Annotated in this window: 18 protein-coding genes; 3 read left to right on the forward strand and 15 right to left on the reverse strand. The window is 63.8% G+C overall.

Going from position 1 to position 15,602, the window contains the following annotated elements; all coding sequences use genetic code 11:
- Window positions 1-17 precede the first annotated feature (17 nt).
- Window positions 18-752 (reverse strand): GntR family transcriptional regulator, encoded by a 735-nt coding sequence (locus OKW38_RS17290; protein ID WP_090802906.1) that lies wholly within the window; start codon window positions 750-752, stop codon window positions 18-20.
- A 366-nt stretch (window positions 753-1,118) separates the two neighbouring features.
- Here OKW38_RS17290 and OKW38_RS17295 point away from each other — a divergent pair, with 366 nt between their 5' ends.
- Window positions 1,119-2,045, forward strand: a complete 927-nt coding sequence (locus OKW38_RS17295; RefSeq protein WP_429362437.1) for a bifunctional helix-turn-helix transcriptional regulator/GNAT family N-acetyltransferase — start codon at window positions 1,119-1,121, stop codon at window positions 2,043-2,045.
- Window positions 2,046-2,122: 77 nt separating this feature from the next.
- Here the strand turns inward: OKW38_RS17295 and OKW38_RS17300 are convergent, their stop codons facing one another.
- Window positions 2,123-2,935, reverse strand: a complete 813-nt coding sequence (locus OKW38_RS17300) for a MetQ/NlpA family ABC transporter substrate-binding protein (protein WP_429362439.1) — start codon at window positions 2,933-2,935, stop codon at window positions 2,123-2,125.
- A 270-nt stretch (window positions 2,936-3,205) separates the two neighbouring features.
- Here OKW38_RS17300 and OKW38_RS17305 point away from each other — a divergent pair, with 270 nt between their 5' ends.
- Window positions 3,206-3,496: a YciI family protein gene (locus OKW38_RS17305; RefSeq protein ID WP_090802901.1), complete on the forward strand. Its 291-nt coding sequence runs from the start codon at window positions 3,206-3,208 to the stop codon at window positions 3,494-3,496.
- A 75-nt stretch (window positions 3,497-3,571) separates the two neighbouring features.
- Here OKW38_RS17305 and OKW38_RS17310 read toward each other — a convergent pair whose 3' ends face one another.
- Genes OKW38_RS17310 through OKW38_RS17330 form a run of 5 tightly spaced genes read right to left on the reverse strand, consistent with a single transcriptional unit; the run spans window position 3,572 to window position 7,691 of the window.
- Window positions 3,572-4,201, reverse strand: coding sequence for an SCO family protein (locus OKW38_RS17310; protein ID WP_429362440.1), 630 nt, complete (start codon window positions 4,199-4,201; stop codon window positions 3,572-3,574).
- 4 nt (window positions 4,202-4,205) lie between these two features.
- A complete protein-coding gene (gene cyoE / locus OKW38_RS17315) occupies window positions 4,206-5,111 on the reverse strand; it encodes a heme o synthase (RefSeq protein ID WP_090802898.1) in 906 nt (301 codons plus the stop codon).
- Window positions 5,112-5,116: 5 nt separating this feature from the next.
- A complete protein-coding gene (locus OKW38_RS17320; RefSeq protein WP_090802896.1) occupies window positions 5,117-6,226 on the reverse strand; it encodes a COX15/CtaA family protein in 1,110 nt (369 codons plus the stop codon).
- A 22-nt stretch (window positions 6,227-6,248) separates the two neighbouring features.
- Window positions 6,249-6,923, reverse strand: coding sequence for an SCO family protein (locus OKW38_RS17325; RefSeq protein ID WP_184066991.1), 675 nt, complete (start codon window positions 6,921-6,923; stop codon window positions 6,249-6,251).
- Window positions 6,924-6,974: 51 nt separating this feature from the next.
- Window positions 6,975-7,691, reverse strand: a complete 717-nt coding sequence (locus OKW38_RS17330; protein WP_429362441.1) for an SURF1 family protein — start codon at window positions 7,689-7,691, stop codon at window positions 6,975-6,977.
- A 111-nt stretch (window positions 7,692-7,802) separates the two neighbouring features.
- Between OKW38_RS17330 and OKW38_RS17335 the strand changes: the two genes are divergently transcribed.
- Window positions 7,803-8,012 (forward strand): twin transmembrane helix small protein, encoded by a 210-nt coding sequence (locus OKW38_RS17335; protein WP_074300894.1) that lies wholly within the window; start codon window positions 7,803-7,805, stop codon window positions 8,010-8,012.
- A gap of 160 nt (window positions 8,013-8,172) precedes the next feature.
- Here the strand turns inward: OKW38_RS17335 and OKW38_RS17340 are convergent, their stop codons facing one another.
- The 8 genes from OKW38_RS17340 to OKW38_RS17375 all read right to left on the reverse strand — a co-directional run bounded on the left by OKW38_RS17340 (window position 8,173) and on the right by OKW38_RS17375 (window position 15,556).
- Window positions 8,173-9,030: a cytochrome c oxidase subunit 3 gene (locus tag OKW38_RS17340; RefSeq protein ID WP_429362443.1), complete on the reverse strand. Its 858-nt coding sequence runs from the start codon at window positions 9,028-9,030 to the stop codon at window positions 8,173-8,175.
- Between the two features lie 127 nt (window positions 9,031-9,157).
- Window positions 9,158-9,367, reverse strand: a complete 210-nt coding sequence (locus tag OKW38_RS17345) for a DUF2970 domain-containing protein (RefSeq protein ID WP_090802890.1) — start codon at window positions 9,365-9,367, stop codon at window positions 9,158-9,160.
- A 50-nt stretch (window positions 9,368-9,417) separates the two neighbouring features.
- A complete protein-coding gene (locus tag OKW38_RS17350; RefSeq protein ID WP_429362444.1) occupies window positions 9,418-10,056 on the reverse strand; it encodes a cytochrome c oxidase assembly protein in 639 nt (212 codons plus the stop codon).
- A gap of 42 nt (window positions 10,057-10,098) precedes the next feature.
- Window positions 10,099-10,233, reverse strand: a complete 135-nt coding sequence (locus tag OKW38_RS17355; protein ID WP_090802886.1) for a cytochrome oxidase small assembly protein — start codon at window positions 10,231-10,233, stop codon at window positions 10,099-10,101.
- Between the two features lie 109 nt (window positions 10,234-10,342).
- Complete coding sequence (gene ctaD / locus OKW38_RS17360; RefSeq protein WP_429362445.1) at window positions 10,343-11,956, reverse strand: cytochrome c oxidase subunit I; 1,614 nt, start codon at window positions 11,954-11,956, stop codon at window positions 10,343-10,345.
- Window positions 11,957-12,000: 44 nt separating this feature from the next.
- Window positions 12,001-13,653 (reverse strand): cytochrome c oxidase subunit II, encoded by a 1,653-nt coding sequence (coxB, locus tag OKW38_RS17365; RefSeq protein WP_090802883.1) that lies wholly within the window; start codon window positions 13,651-13,653, stop codon window positions 12,001-12,003.
- Between the two features lie 64 nt (window positions 13,654-13,717).
- A complete protein-coding gene (locus OKW38_RS17370; protein ID WP_429362446.1) occupies window positions 13,718-14,194 on the reverse strand; it encodes a DUF2244 domain-containing protein in 477 nt (158 codons plus the stop codon).
- 396 nt (window positions 14,195-14,590) lie between these two features.
- The gene (locus tag OKW38_RS17375; protein ID WP_429335691.1) at window positions 14,591-15,556 is read right to left on the reverse strand and encodes a methyltransferase domain-containing protein; all 966 of its coding nucleotides are present in this window, start codon (window positions 15,554-15,556) and stop codon (window positions 14,591-14,593) included.
- Window positions 15,557-15,602 lie beyond the last annotated feature (46 nt).

A 15,602-nucleotide genomic window follows, 5' to 3' on the forward strand; every position in this document is an offset into this window, starting at 1 on the left:
TGCGAGGGCCGCGCAGCTCAGGTGCGCAATTCAGCGACGAAGTCGTAGTAGTCGTCGCGGCAATAGGTGTCGGTCAGCTCGATCGCGCGTTGATCCGCGCAGTAGCCGATCCGGGTGATGACCAGCAGCGCGGTGCGCGGTTCGATGTCCATCAGCGCGGCGATTTCGCTCGACGCGTTGACCGCGCGGAAGTGCTGCAACGCGCGCACGACCGCCGCGCCGCGCTGCTCGAGATAGCTGTACAGCGAGTCGCCGATCACGAGCGGATCAGGCACGATCGCGACCGGCAGCGCCGAATGTTCGACCGCCATCACGATGCCGTCCGCGCGCCGCAGCCGCCGCAGGCTCGTGACGGCCGCGCCGGGTGACAAGCCGAGGCGCAGCAGCTCGTCGCGATTGGCGGCGCGCACGTCGCGTTCGAGCCAGACCGAATCGGGCCGGAAACCGCGCTGCTGCATCTTCTTCGTGAAGCCGGTGAGACGCGACAGCGGATCTTCGACGCGCGGCGTGATGAAGCTGCCCGCGCCGCGCGAGCGCCGGATCAGCCCCTGCTCGACCAGCAGTTCGATCGCCTTGCGCGCGGTCACGCGCGACACGCCGATCGCGTCGGACAGCGTACGCTCGGAAGGCAGCGCCTCGCCGGCCGACCAGACGCCGCAATGGATCGCCGTCGCCAGGTTGCGCGCGAGCTGCAGGTAGAGCGGCGTGACGTTGCGCACGTCAGGCATCAATGCGGACCAGCGAGTTTCCATGGGGCTCCAGGGACGCCGTGAGCAGTACAGCCCGGAAAATTGAGAGCCCATTATATAACCAACATAATACCAGTCAACGGACTGGTTCCATGCCGGTCCGGATCGCCGGAAAGCCTTGCTGAGTGGGGATCACAGCGGGATTCAAGGGCTCCGTCGGAGGGATTGGCAGACCAGGGACTTTCCCGCATCGCACGCATTTGACGATACCAGCGAGTCGTTATCGGCTCCTGGTGGTATCAACAGCCAAAATAATCAATACCTATTTAATACCAGTTGGTGTCTCGCGGGGGTGGAGTGGCTTTGTAAATAAGGGTCGTGCCGATATAGTGCGCTGTACCGACCATAAAAAGTCCCGGGGAGCCGCCCTTGACAGATTCCGAGGCGCTGCGGCGCGCTCAGGCCGTCCGCCATTTCAATCGCTTCTATACCCAATGCATCGGTGCCCTGCACGAGCATCTGGCTCGAAGCGGGTTCTCGCTGACGGAAGTGCGCGTGCTACACGAGCTATCATGCGCCCGCGCGCAGACCGCGTCGGTGCTCGGGCGCGCGCTCGGGCTCGATAGCGGCTATCTGAGCCGCCTGCTGAGCAGTTTCGAGCGACGCAAGCTGATCACCCGCCGTCCGTCCGACACCGACGCACGCCAGTCGCTGATCGCGCTCACCGAGCACGGCCACGCGATCTACGCGCCGCTCGACGCCGCCGCCATCCACGAAGCACTCGGCCTGCTCGACAGACTCAGCGCGCTATCGCAGGAGCAGTTGATCGCCGCGATGAAGCTGATCGAGCGCCTGCTCGGCGACAAGCCGAAGCACGAGCTCGTGATGCTGCGTCAGCCGCGCGCCGGCGAATGTGGCTGGCTCGTGCATCGTCAGGCGCAGTGGTTCGCCGCGCAGTACGGCTTGGATCACACGTTCGAGGGCTTGCTCGCGCGCGTCGTCGCCGAGTACGCGCAGCGCAACGATCCGCTGCGCGAGAAGTGCTGGATCGCCGAACAGGAGGGTCTGGTGGTCGGCTCGGTTTGCCTCGTCGGGGTCTCGACGACGGTCGCGGGCGTGCGCCTGCTGTGGGTCGAACCGGACGTGCGGAAGCTCGGCATCGGCACGCAATTGCTCAGCGAATGCGTGCGCTTCGCGCGGCGCGCGGGCTACACGAAGCTCACGCTGACCACCGCGAGCGCATTGGCAGAGCCACGGCGGCTTTGCGAGCGCGCTGGGTTCGAGTTGGCCGGCAGCGCGGCGCAGCGCCGCTTCGGCCAGGATCTGATAATCGAAAGATGGGAGCTGGAGCTATAAAAAAAGCACGCGCCTGTACGGCGCGTGCCTTTCCTGATGCCGTGCGGCTGCGCTTGCGATCGCGCTGAACGCGTCGCTTAGAACGACGGCACCATCGAACCCTTGAACTGCGTCATGATGAACTGGCGCACGTCTTCCGACTGATACGCCGCGACCAGCTTCTTCACCCATGGCTGATCCTTGTCCTTCGCGCGCACGGCGATCAGGTTCGCGTTCGGGCTGTGGATGTCTTCGAGCGCGATCGCGTCCTTGGTCGGCTGCAGGCCGGCGGCCAGCGCGAAGTTCGTATTGATGACGGCAGCGTCGACGTCGGCGAGCGAACGCGGCAGTTGCGCGGCGTCGAGCTCGACGAACCTGATCTTCTTCGGATTGTCGACGACATCGAGCGGCGTCGCGTTGTTGCCGCCTGTGGCCGCGCCGTCCTTCAGCTTGATCAGCCCTTGCGCCTGCAGCAACAGCAGTGCGCGATTTTCGTTCGACGGATCGTTTGGCACCGCGACCTTCGCGCCCTGCGGCAGGTCCTTCAACGACTTCAGCTTCTTCGAGTACGCGCCGAGCGGCGAGATGTACGTGAGGCCCGCGTTGACGAGCTTGTAGCCGCGCTGCTTGATCTGGCTATTGAGGTACGGCTGGTGCTGGAAGCTGTTGGCGTCGAGGTCGCCCGCGTCGAGCGCGGCGTTCGGCTGAATGTAGTCGTTGAACTCGACGACCTTCACGTTCAGGCCTTCGCGCTTCGCGACCCTGGTGACGACTTCCCAGATCTGCGCGTCCGGGCCGCCGATCGTGCCGACCTTGATGACCTTGTCGTCGGCGTGCGCGCCGAAGCTGGTCAGGATCGCCGCACCGGCGACGACTGCGGTGAGGGCTTTGAGGATATTTCTGCGCTGCATGTGATTCTCGCTGTTGCGGTTCGACGTTTGAGTCGATGGCTCCGATCGATGTCGGAGTCGGATGAAATGGGCGGCGCTCCGGTTCGTGCTGGCGCGCCGTCGGCCAAGCCCAAAATTCTTTCATATGGGCGGCAAGCTGGGAAATACCCTTACCGCATATGGTTATGCGGAGCGCAAGCGCAATGGCTAGCGCAACGCAAAACCTACGGCTGACCGATAATCCAGAGCCGTAGCCGCGCACGGCCCACTCACCCGCCCCTGAGAACGACCATGTACATGATCAACCTGATCTACACCGCCCCGCTCGATCGTATCGACGACGCGCTCGACGCGCATCGCGCGTTTCTCGCGGAGCAGTTCGACGCGGGCATCTTCGTCGCGGCCGGGCCGAAAGTGCCGCGCGACGGCGGCATCATCCTCGCGGTTCGTATCGAGCGCGACAGGCTGGATCGCATTCTCGCGAGCGATCCGTTCGCCCTGCAACAGCTCGCGCGCTACGAGGTGACGGAGTTCAAGACGACGCGTCTCGCGCCGGGGCTGAATTTGCCGATTCCGGTCTGAGCGCGAGTGGCGAAGAGGGGAGGGATGCGGGGAGGCGTGAGCGGCGCCGCTTTAAAAAGCCGCCTGCGATGCGCGTCAATCAAGCAGCAGCTTGAGGTCATGCACCCATGGTGTCGCGCCTTGGCCATCGCGCGCGAACAGACGCAGCTTGCCGTCCGTGTCGAACACATAGCTCGCGGCCGTGTGGTCCATCGTGTAGCTGTCGGGCGTCTTGCCCGGGACCTTCGCGTAGTACACGCGGAAGTCTTTCGCGACCTTCGCGAGCTGTTCTTCGCTGGCGGGACGCAAGCCCACGAAGCTCGGATTGAACGCCGGCACGTATTGCGCGAGCAACTGCGGCGTATCGCGCTCAAGGTCGACGGTGACGAACAGCACCTGCACGCGCTTCGCGTCCTCCGGACCGAGTTGCTGTAACGCCTGTGACAGCTCGGCCATCGTCGTCGGGCAGACGTCCGGGCAATGTGTATAGCCGAAGAACAGCACGACGACCTTGCCTTTGTAGTCGGCAAGCGTGCGGATCTTGCCGGACGTGTCGGGCAACGAGAAATCGCTGGCGAATTGCGTATTGCCGGTGATGTCGAGATTCGTAAAAGCCGGCGGCTGCTTGCCGCAACCCGTCATCAACAGTGTGCCGCCCAGCGTCGCGCCGAGCGTGCAAGCCATCACAGCGGCGCGCGCAATGCGCGCAAAGCGATTGTTGAGCATGGTGTTACGCGCCTATCACGACGCGGGCGTAGTGGTCGATCAGCAGCGCGGCGAACAGCAGCGACAGATAGACGATCGAATAACGGAAGGTTTTGCGCGCGAGCTCGTCCGAATACTCCCGGTAGATCTTCCACGCATAAGCGAGAAACACGGCGCCGAGCAGCACCGCCGACGCGAGATACACGACGCCGCTCATGCCGGAGATGAACGGCATCAGCGTGACCGCGAACAGGATGATCGTGTAGAGAAGGATATGCAGGCGCGTGTACTTTTCGCCGTGCGTGTTCGGCAGCATCGGCAGGCCGGCGTTTTCGTAGTCCTTGCGGCGATACAGCGCGAGCGCCCAGAAATGCGGCGGGGTCCACACGAAGATGATCAGCACGAGGATCCACGCGTCGGCGGGCACGTGGCCCGTTACCGCGGCCCAGCCGAGCGCGGGCGGCATCGCGCCCGACGCGCCGCCGATCACGATGTTCTGCGGCGTGGCTGGCTTCAGCAGCAGCGTATAGATAACCGCATAACCGACGAACGTGGCGAGCGTGAGCCACATGGTCAGCGCATTGGCGAACGTGTACAGCGTCCACATGCCGAGGCCGCCGAGCACGGCCGAGAACAGCAGGATCTGCGGGGTGGTGATTTCGCCGCGCGCGGACGGACGCCACGACGTGCGGCGCATTTTGGCGTCGATCTGCTGCTCGACGAGGCAGTTGATCGCGAACGCGGCGCCGGCCAGCAGCCAGATGCCGACCGTGCCGCCGATCAGTACGGTCCATGGCACCATGCCCGGCGTCGACAGGAACATGCCGATGACCGCGCAGAACACCGCAAGCTGCGTAACACGCGGCTTGGTCAGTGCGAGATATTGGGAGACCCGGCTGCCGGGCGTTTGGGAGAGTGTTGTGCTGTCCATGTGAGTCACGCTGGCGCGGCTTCGCGCGCAGGGAGCGCGGCGCGGCCGGGACGGCTATAAGCGATCCGAAAGTTTAACATAACGAGCAGCAGCAGCAGGATCGCGGCCCCGCCGTTATGGGCGACCGCAATCGGTAACGGCCATTGCAGCACGATATTCGACAAGCCGGTGACGAACTGGATCAGCACCACCAGCAGCACGCCGTTGGCGGGTCGCCGCAGTGACTCGAAGCGGCGCATCTTCAACGCGAACCACACCAGATAGGCGATCACAGCGAACGCGAACGTGCGATGCGTCCAGTGAATCGCGACCAGCGCATCCTGCGTAATCATGTCGCCGTCGCCGGTCATGCCGAGCGCGCGCCACAGGTGGAAGCCGTGCGCGAAGTCCATCGGCGGAATCCATTGGCCGTTGCAGGTCGGGAAGTCGGTGCACGCGAGCACCGCGTAGTTCGTGCTGACCCAGCCACCGAGCGCGATTTGCAGTACCAGCAGCGCGAGACCCGCGAGCGCGGCCACGCGCCAGCGCGCGGCCTCGGGTTCGTAGGCCGGCAGCGGCGTCAAGCGCGCCGCGAGCCAGCCGAGCGTGCCGAGCAGCGCCAGGCCGAGCAGCAGATGCGTGGTCACGATGATCGGCTGCAGCCTCATGGTCACGGTCCACGCGCCGAACACGCCCTGCACGACGATCAGCAGCAGCAGCGAAGTCGGCCACCACGGCGACACATGCAGCGGACGACGCTTGATACGCGCCGTCCAGGCAATGATCGTCTGCGCGATGATCAGCACGCCGATCGCCATCGCGAAGTAGCGATGGATCATTTCGATCCACGCCTTCGTCATGCTGACGGGGCCGCTCGGCATCGCCTGATAGGCCGCGGAGATCGCCGCGTGCGCGATGAACGGCGACGACGTGCCGTAGCAGCCGGGCCAATCCGGGCAGCCGAGGCCCGAATCGGTGAGGCGCGTGAAGCCGCCGAACATCACGAGATCGAGCGTCAGGAAAGTGGTGAGCCAGACCAGCTTGCGGAATTTGTTGTCGTCGGCCTTGACCCACACGTAGGACAGCGGCAGCAACGCGATACACAAGCCGATCAGGCCCAGTTGCAATACGAACATCTCATTTACCCAGGTTGGGGCGTCAGCCGATGGTCGACCATTTGAGCAGCTTGGTCAGGTCGCCTTTGATCTTGCTCGGGTTCGCGTCTTTCGGAAAACGCATCATCAGATTGCCGTTCGGATCGACCAGATAGATGTGGTCGGTGATCCGCGTGCCGGTGTCGGCAGGCAGCCACGCGGCGACCTGCGCCGGATCGGCGATCAGCATGTCGGTGTTGGGGTAGGCGGTTTGTATCACGTCCGCGACCTTGTCTGCATCGGTGCGCAGCCACACTTCCATGACGCGCTCGCGTTCCGGCCCCTGAGCTGCGCGGATTTGTCGCATGAAGTAGAGCTTCGTCACGCAGGCTTGGTCGCACGCGCTGTTGTCCACCGAGATCATGAGCCAGCGGCCATGCAGCGAGGCGAGCTTCAGCGGCTTGCCGTCCGCGCCGGTGACCATGAGCGAGTCCGGGATCGGCCGTTGCGGCTCGATCAGCGCGCCGTAGTTCGTGCTGCCGCCGGTCGGCTTCACGACGAAGTACATGAAGTACGAGATCGCGATCGGCGCCGCGCAGATCACCGCGAGCAGCAGCAGCACCCAGCGGCCGCGCCGCCACGAGCCCGGGCCGTTCGGTTGGCCGGGCATCGCTTTGGCCGCGGCGGGTTTGCCGCTGGATTTGCCAGCTTCCGGCGAACGGGGAGTTTGAGTCGACACTACAGAACCTCTTTCAATGTTTGGACGGCGGCGAGCCGTGCCTTGCGTTCCTCACGCGCCGGGCGCGTGCTTTTTTTTGCCCGCGCGGCGCGCCGCATACAGACCGAAGGCGAGCGCGGCGGCGGCCATGCCCCACCACTGCAGCATGTAGCCGTAGTTGCGCTCGACGCCGGTGGTCGGTGCGGGCCAGTCGCGCACCAGGCCGTCGCCGGCATCGCCGGTCTGCTGGATCACGAACGATTGCAGCGGCAGCCCGGTCTCCGCGGCGTACGAGCCGACATCGAGATTCTGCCGGATCAGGCGATGCGCGGCCGATCCGCCCTCGCCGAGCTCGAACGCGCGCGACGCGTCGGCACGCGCAATCCCTTCGATCTCGACCTCGCGCGGCGGCGTCGTGTACGGCGCGATGGTCTCGCGATTGCTCAGGTTGCGCGGCAGCCAGCCGCGATTGACGAGCACGTAACCGCCGTCGGCGAGTTTAAATGGCATCACGACGTAAAAGCCCGGCTGATCGTTATACGGACGATTATCGAGGTACACGACCTTGTCCGTGACGAAACTGCCGCGCGCTTTCACGCGATGAAACTCGACGTCCTTCAGCGCGAGCGGCGCCGCGCTGACCGGCAACGCGGGCGCGTTCTCGAACTGCGTGATGCGCGCCTCGAGCGCTTCCTTCTGATGCGCGCGATCGCGCTGCCAGAAACCGAGCCGCATCGTCACGACGACGACCAGCAGGATCAGCAGCGCGGGAATCAGGCGAAACTTCATTGCGGGCGCTCCGGCATCGCGCTCAGGGCCGCCGGGAACCTGCGGCAGACGCCTGCTCGCGGTGCGATAATGAATGTCTTGCCACTGCGCTTTCCGGTTTCAGTTGGTTCCATGCACATTATCGTTCCCATCGCCTTTGCTCTCATCATCGCCAGCATGGCGTCGGCGCTGTATTTCATGATGCACGACAAGGGCAAGACCAAGCGGATGGTCTGGTCACTCGCCACGCGGGTGGGCCTGTCGATCTCGCTGTTCCTGTTCATCCTGTTCGCACACTGGATGGGCTGGATTCAGTCGACCGGGATTCCGTACGGGCGCTGACGCTCGCGGATAGCTCGCCGCCGCATCCCCGTCAGCGGCAAATTTTCCTCGCCGCCAAACAAAACGCCGCCCTGAGAGGTCGAGGGCGGCGCTGCATTCAGCCTTGCATACTGCTCGTGCGCGCCGCCTGAACGGCGTTGCGCGCACGGATCTGGCCGCATTACAGCCAGTACACGACGACGTACAGCCCGAGCCACACGACGTCGACGAAGTGCCAGTACCAGGCCGCGCCTTCGAACGCGAAGTGATGTTCCGGCGTGAAGTGGCCGCGAATCAGGCGCACCAGCACAACGGAGAGCATCGTGCCGCCGAGGAACACGTGAAAGCCGTGGAAGCCGGTCAGCAGGAAGAACGTCGAACCGTAGATGCCCGAAGCCAGCGTCAGGTTCAGCTCGTTGTACGCGTGGAAGTATTCGAAGCCCTGCAGGAACAGGAAGCTCGCGCCCAGCACGATTGTCGCCGCGAGCCACGCAATCGCCTTCTTGCGATGGTTGTCGCGCAGCGCGTGGTGCGACACCGTCAGCGTCGCACCCGACGACAGCAGCAGCGCCGTGTTGATGGTCGGCACCGGCCACGGCTGCATCGACTTGTAGGTGCCCACGAGTTCGGCCGGGCCGTTGTTCGGCCACACCGCCGTAAAATCCGGCCAGATCAGTTTGTAGTCGAGGCTGCCGAGTTGATGCAGCGCGATTTCGCGGGCATAGAACAGCGCGCCGAAGAATGCGCCGAAGAACATCACTTCGGAGAATATGAACCAGCTCATGCTCCAGCGGTACGACCGGTCGACGTTCTTGCCGTACATGCCGCCTTCCGACTCGGCGATCGCGTCGCCGAACCAATGCCACAGCGTAAAGAGCAGCCACAGCAGACCGATGAGCACGCCAAGCGGCGCCCAGGTATGGTCGTTGATCCAGGCCGCAAGCGATCCGAGCATGACCAGCAACCCCGTAGCGGCGCTGATCGGATGCCGCGACGGATGCGGTACGAAATAGTACGGGCTCTCGTTTTGACCGCTCATTCTTGATTCTCCACTTCAGTCCAGTTGTTCCGGAATCTCCGGCTGTATCTTCGGCGGCGCGTCGATACCGCACCGCTTCTCTCTAATTCGTGGGCTCTTCTCTGCTGTGCTGCGCCCTGCTACTGTCTCAACCGACCACGAGGCGCACGACCAGAATCAGCACCCCGATCAGAACCGCCGCGCCGATCAGCGCCGCCACGATCACATGCAGCGGGTTCAGTTGCGTCGCGTCCGCCTCGAGATCGCGGCGCTTGCGCACGCCGAAAAACGACCAGAACACCGCGCGCAACGATTGACCGAAACTGCTCTTGCGCGGACTGCCGCCGTTATCGTTCATGTCGCTTCGTCTTCCTTCGTTCGTCCGCGGCTCGCGCCGTCAAATCTGCTTCAGGCCGGCTTCGCGGGAGTGGCTGCCGCGCTGGTCACTGCATCGTTCACTGCATTCGCCTTCGGCGCCGCATCATCCGCGCTAGCCGCCGCCGGCGTGTTCAACTCGAAAAACGTGTACGACAGCGTGATCGTCTTCACGTCCTTCGGCAACTTCGGGTCGACGACGAACACCACCGGCATCCGCTTCGTCTCGTTCGCGTTCAACGTCTGCTGCGTGAAGCAGAAACACTCGATCTTCCTGAAGTACCCGGTCGCCTGCTTCGGCGCGTAGCTCGGAATGGCCTGCGCACGGATCGTGCGCGACTGCTCGTTGCTGACGTCGTACATGACCGTCGTTACTTCGCCCGGATGCACGTCGAGACTGCGCTGCTCCGGCTTGAAACCCAACAGGCCCCGCGCGTTCGCATCGAATTCGATCGAAATCGTGCGGCTCATGTCGACCTGCGTATTCTTCGCCTCGCGCGCTGAAACGTCGCGCCGCACGAGGTTGTTCACGCCGGTGATCTGGCAGATCGCGCGATACATCGGCACCAGCGCGAAACCGAAACCGAACATCATCAACGCGACGACGAACAGCTTGATCAGCATCGAACGGTTGAAAGAGCGGTCGGCCTCAGCCGGCGGTTGCGTCGACATCTGAATCCTCAACAAACCTGCCTACGGACTGCGAAGGCGGCGTTAGCTGAACCAGCACTGCTTCAGAATCGCGCTCGCGAAAAACACCGCGGCGATCGCGAACATCACCAACCCTATCCGCCTGTTGCTCGCGCGAATCTGCTCCGGCGTACGTCTTTCCTGTGGATTGCGCGTCATGCTCGACTTTCTGAGTACGGTTCTTGACTGGCGAGGCCGCCGCGCGAAGCGCCCGAGTCCGGTGGCGGCATGTCGCGCCGCCGGAACCCGGCACCTCGCCGGGATAGGCTTACTCGACGGTCGGCGGATGCTCGAACGTGTGGAACGGAGCCGGGCTCGGTACGGTCCACTCGAGGCCCGTTGCGCCGTCCCACGGCTTGTCGCCCGCTTCTACGTGCTCGCCACCGCCACGGTAGGCCGGCAGCGCCACCGCGAACAGGAAGTACACCTGTGAGAGACCAAAGCCGAACGCACCGATCGAGATCACCTGGTTCCAGTCGGTGAACTGCGCCGGGTAATCGGCGTAACGACGCGGCATGCCCGCGAGACCGACGAAGTGCATCGGCAGGAACGCGAGGTTGAAGAAGAACATCGACGCCCAGAAGTGGATCTTGCCGCGCGTTTCGTTGTACATCCAGCCGGTCCACTTCGGCGACCAGTAGTACCAGCCGGCGAACAGCGCGAACAGCGACCCCGCCACCAGCACGTAGTGGAAGTGCGCGACCACGAAATAAGTGCCGTGATACTGGATGTCGAGCGGCGCCATGGCGAGCATCAGACCCGACAGGCCACCGAACGTGAACACGATCAGGAAGCCGACCGCGAACAGCATCGGCGTTTCGAACGACAGCGAACCGCGCCACATCGTCGCGACCCAGTTAAACACCTTCACGCCGGTCGGCACCGCGATCAGCATCGTCGCGTACATGAAGAACAGCTGGCCCGTGACCGGCATGCCGGTCGCGAACATGTGGTGCGCCCACACCATGAACGACAGGATCGCGATCGATGCCGTTGCGTACACCATCGAGCTATAGCCGAACAGCGGCTTGCGCGAGAACGCCGGGATCACCTGCGAGACGATCCCGAACGCAGGCAAGATCATGATGTACACCTCGGGGTGCCCGAAGAACCAGAAGATGTGCTGGTACATGACCGGGTCGCCGCCGCCTGCCGCATTGAAGAACGACGTGCCGAAGTGACGGTCGAACAGCACCATCGTGATCGCGCCCGCCAGAACTGGCATCACGGCGATCAGCAGGTACGCGGTGATCAGCCAGGTCCAGACGAACATCGGCATCTTCATCAGCGTGAGGCCGGGTGCGCGCAAGTTCAGGATCGTCACGACGATGTTGATACCGCCCATGATCGACGACGCACCCATCAGGTGGAGCGCGAAAATCGCGAAGTCCATGCCCGGGCCCATCTGCGTGGAGAGCGGCGTGTACAGCGTCCAGCCCGCGGCGGTCGCGCCGCCCGGTGCGAAGAACGAGCCGACCAGCAGCACAGCGGCGACCGGCAGCAGCCAGAAGCTGAAGTTGTTCATCCGCGCGAAAGCCATGTCCGATGCGCCGATCTGCAGCGGCACCATCCAGTTCGCGAAGCCGACGAACGCCGGCATGATCGCGCCGAACACCATGATCAGCCCGTGCATGGTGGTCAACTGGTTGAAGAACTCGGGACGCATGATCTGCAGACCCGGCTCGAACAGCTCGGCACGGATCATCAGCGCCATCACGCCCCCGGACAGGAACATGGTGAACGAGAAGATCAGATACAGCGTACCGATGTCCTTGTGGTTGGTTGCGAACAGCCAACGACGCCAGCCGTGCGGCGTTTCGTGGGCATGGTCGCCGTGCACGTGCTCGTGGCCCGCGACTACATCGTGTCCGATGCTAGACATGACAATCTCCTAAAGCGAATTCTGCGGTGCTGACCATGAACACGTCAGGCTGCCGGGCTGATCTGAACGCGCCGGGCTTCCTTCGCGTCGGTGCCGCCGGTGATCGTTTCCGGCTTCTTCAAAATAATATGATCGTCGGCAATGCCGGCTGCTTTCAGCGCGTCGCGAACGGCTTCGGCACGACTCTTCGCGAGCTTCGCGTTGACGTCGGCGGAGCCGGTTGCGTCGGTGAAGCCCGACAGCGTGAATTTCGCGTCCGGATGCGCCTTCGCGTAGGCCGCGGCCGCGTCGACCGCCGCTTTCGCGTCGGCCGGCAGCGTGCTCTTGCCGGTCTCGAAGTAGATGCTCGCCGGCAGCGCGGCCTCTGCGCTGTTCGAAGCCGCCGCGCCAGCCTCGTTGCCCGATGCGGCCGGTGCGGACGCCGCTTCTGCGCCCGACGCTGCTTGCGCGCCCGATGCCGCAACGGCGCCGCTCGCGGCAGCACCGGCGTTGGCCAGATGATCGCCGCCTTCCGGCAGCTTGCCGTTGCGCGCGTCGGCGACCTGCTTCGGCTGCAGGATGTCGCCCGTGTGGTTGCCCCACGAGTTACGTTCGTACGTGATCACCGCGGCGATTTCGACGTCGTCCAGCGTCGGCGCCCACGAAGGCATCGCGTTCTTGCCCTTCAACACGAGGCTCACGTGCTGCCCGATCGGACCGTTGGCGATCTTGCTGCCGTCGAGCGCCGGGAATGCGCCCGCGCCCTTGCCGGTCGGCTGGTGGCAGACCGCGCAGTTCGCCGCGTAGACCTTGCCGCCGCGTTCCATCAGCTCGGCCATCGTGTAGGTCTTGTTCGGATCGTCCTGGCCGGCGGCCATTTTCTTCTTCTCCTCGTCGACCCACTTCGCGTAGTCGTCGGCAGACAGCACCTCGACGACGACCGGCATGAACGCGTGTTCCTTGCCGCACAGTTCGGTACAGAAGCCGCGGAACGTACCGGTGCGGTTGGCCTTGAACCACGTGTCGCGCACGAAGCCGGGAATCGCGTCCTGCTTCACGCCGAAGGCCGGCACGTACCAGGAGTGGACCACGTCGTTCGCGGTGGTGATGATGCGGATTTTCTTGTCGACCGGCACCACGAGCGGGTTGTCGACTTCCTGCAGATACAGCGTGGAGATCGGCTCGCGGCCATCGGTTTGCGCGCGCGGCGTGGCGAGCGTGGACAGGAAGCCGATGCCCTCGCCCGGACCCTTCACGTAGTCGTAGCCCCACTTCCACTGGTAGCCGGTGACCTTGATCGTGAGGTCGGCGTTCGAGGTGTCCTTCATCGCGACAACGGCCTTGGTGGCGGGCAGCGCCATCAGCACGACGATGACGAACGGCACGATTGTCCAGATGATTTCGACGGTGGTGCTTTCGTGGAAATTGGCTGCGTTGTGGCCTTTCGATTTGCGGTGCGCGAAGATCGAATAGAACATCACGCCGAACACACCGATGAAGATCACGGTGCACAGTCCCAGCATGAACATGTGGAGGCTGAACAGCTCCTCAGCGATTCTCGTTGCAGGCGGCTGGAGATTGATCGCGTTGACGGCAGGGCCGCCCGGAGCATCGCCCACTGCCAGGGCGGCACCGGCGAAAAGCAGTCCGCTCGTCGCCAGCACGCTCATGAGCGCTCGCTTGATTGTTTTCATAGCTTCCTTACCCAAATTTTCCATTCAAACCCCTCGACCCCGCTGGCAGCGTGTCGCGCCCCCTTGAACGCCGCGCGTCCGGCACCATCTAACACCGCGCCAGCCACGTACGTAGTTCGCCTGCGAACTGCGCGCGCCGATTCTGCGCGAGATGTTGCCCGATCATGATCGTCTGCCCGCGCGAGACCAGCTTGATCTGATCGCGCGGCGTTGCGCCCGGCTCTATCCGCACCCAGCGCGGATTGAATTCGAACTGCGTAATCTGCTCGGCGCTGACCTGCTCGATCACGAGCCGGTTCGGAAACAACCGGATGCGCTCGTAATCGACAGCATGACGCGCATATATTGCAAACGCGATACCTACGGCCAGCAATTCGATTCCGGTGAACGGCAACACCAGCCAGGCGCCGACCAGAACCAGCATGAATGCAATTGCCAATGAAAACAACGCAAGCGACACGTACAGACAGACGAACTGCCGCGGCGATATCGAACAGTTGCGCTTCATGGTCCAGTCCCTGAGGACCGGTTCTGAATCCGCCAGCAGATGATCTGATGCGCCCATCGCTGCCTCCTGCGAATCGTCGAGTCCGGCCTGCCTTCTTTTACTTCCGGATGCATCTCGCGGCCGCCGTTCGAGTCACTGTTTCCAGCATCACTCGCGAGCGCGCCAACCCCTACCGCATCACTTCATTTTGCAGCCCCGCGCCTCGCGGCTTGCCACCCCAAATGTGGGAACTTCGGGTGACAAACTGACGCATTATAGGCGTGATCCATAGCATCGACAAGCAAGCCCCAATCGGCCCACAAGCCAGGCGCGACAAGCCTTCGCGCCATTTTGCCCAGCATTTTGCGGCTCTTTTGAAGGGCAAATCCCAGGCATAACGGATGTCCTCTTTACCGCTTTTGCAACACGTCAACCGCACCGTCGGCAAGCAGTTGATGACAGCACCGCAATCTGCTACCCACGCTTGCCCGGACCTCGTCCGATGTCCTCGAGCCGCACGATGCCATGTCCTTCCGCCGTGGTGCGCGGCACGGCTTTCCATGCGTGGCCGTAGATCACCTCGAAGGTCAGCGCGATCGTGCCGTCGGCGCGCCGGCGCGCTTCGAGCGCGGCGAGCAGGGCTTTGTGCAACCGACGCGTGAGCACGCCGTCATGCGCATCGCGCTCGAACGGGTACGCGCCCCAGCGACGCACGTCCGCGAGCAGCGACTCGGGCGACTTATAGGTGATCGTCAGCGTCTCCTGGTCCATCACCGGAATCTCGAAGCCCGCCTCGACGAGCATGTCGCCGAGGTCGTGCATGTCGACGAAGTCGATCACATGCTTGCGAGACGCGACGCCGTGCGCGGCCTCGATCTCGGCGTAGGCACCGCGCAACTCCTTCAGCGTATCGGGGCCGAGCGTGCTGAACATTAGCAGGCCGTTGACCTTCAGCACGCGCTGCCATTCGGGAAAGACCAGATCGGGCCGCGAGTGCCAGTGCAGCGCGAGGTTGGACCAGATGAATTCGAATGCGCCGGACGTGAACGGCAGCGCGGAGAAATCGGTTTGCGCGAAGCGCGGGCCACGCGCACCGAGCGCCTTGCCGAGCGAGGCGGGAAGAAAGCGCCGCCAACTGGTGTCGCCGGCATCGTGACGCAGCGCGCGGCGGAGCATGCCGTGCGACAGATCAGCGCCGAACACCGGCGCCTCGGGAAAGCGTTGGCGCAATGCGGGGAGGTCTTCGCCCGCGCCGCAACCGGCGTCGAGCACGCTCGAGGGCGCCACCTTGATGTAATCGAGACGCTCGCGCATGCGCTGCGCAATCTCTCGCGGCAGGAACGCAACCTCGTCGAAGGTGGCAGCGCGACGGTCGAAAATACGCCTGAGGCGCCGTGAATCGTAGGCCGGACGGCCAGATTGAGCGGATGTTGGGGACATGTGTGTCGTGCTGGCGTGAGCTCGAAGTATACTCGGTCGTTCCCCT

The sequence above is a fragment of the Paraburkholderia sp. MM5496-R1 genome (assembly GCF_050436205.1).
In the GTDB taxonomy this organism is placed as follows: domain Bacteria; phylum Pseudomonadota; class Gammaproteobacteria; order Burkholderiales; family Burkholderiaceae; genus Paraburkholderia; species Paraburkholderia tuberum.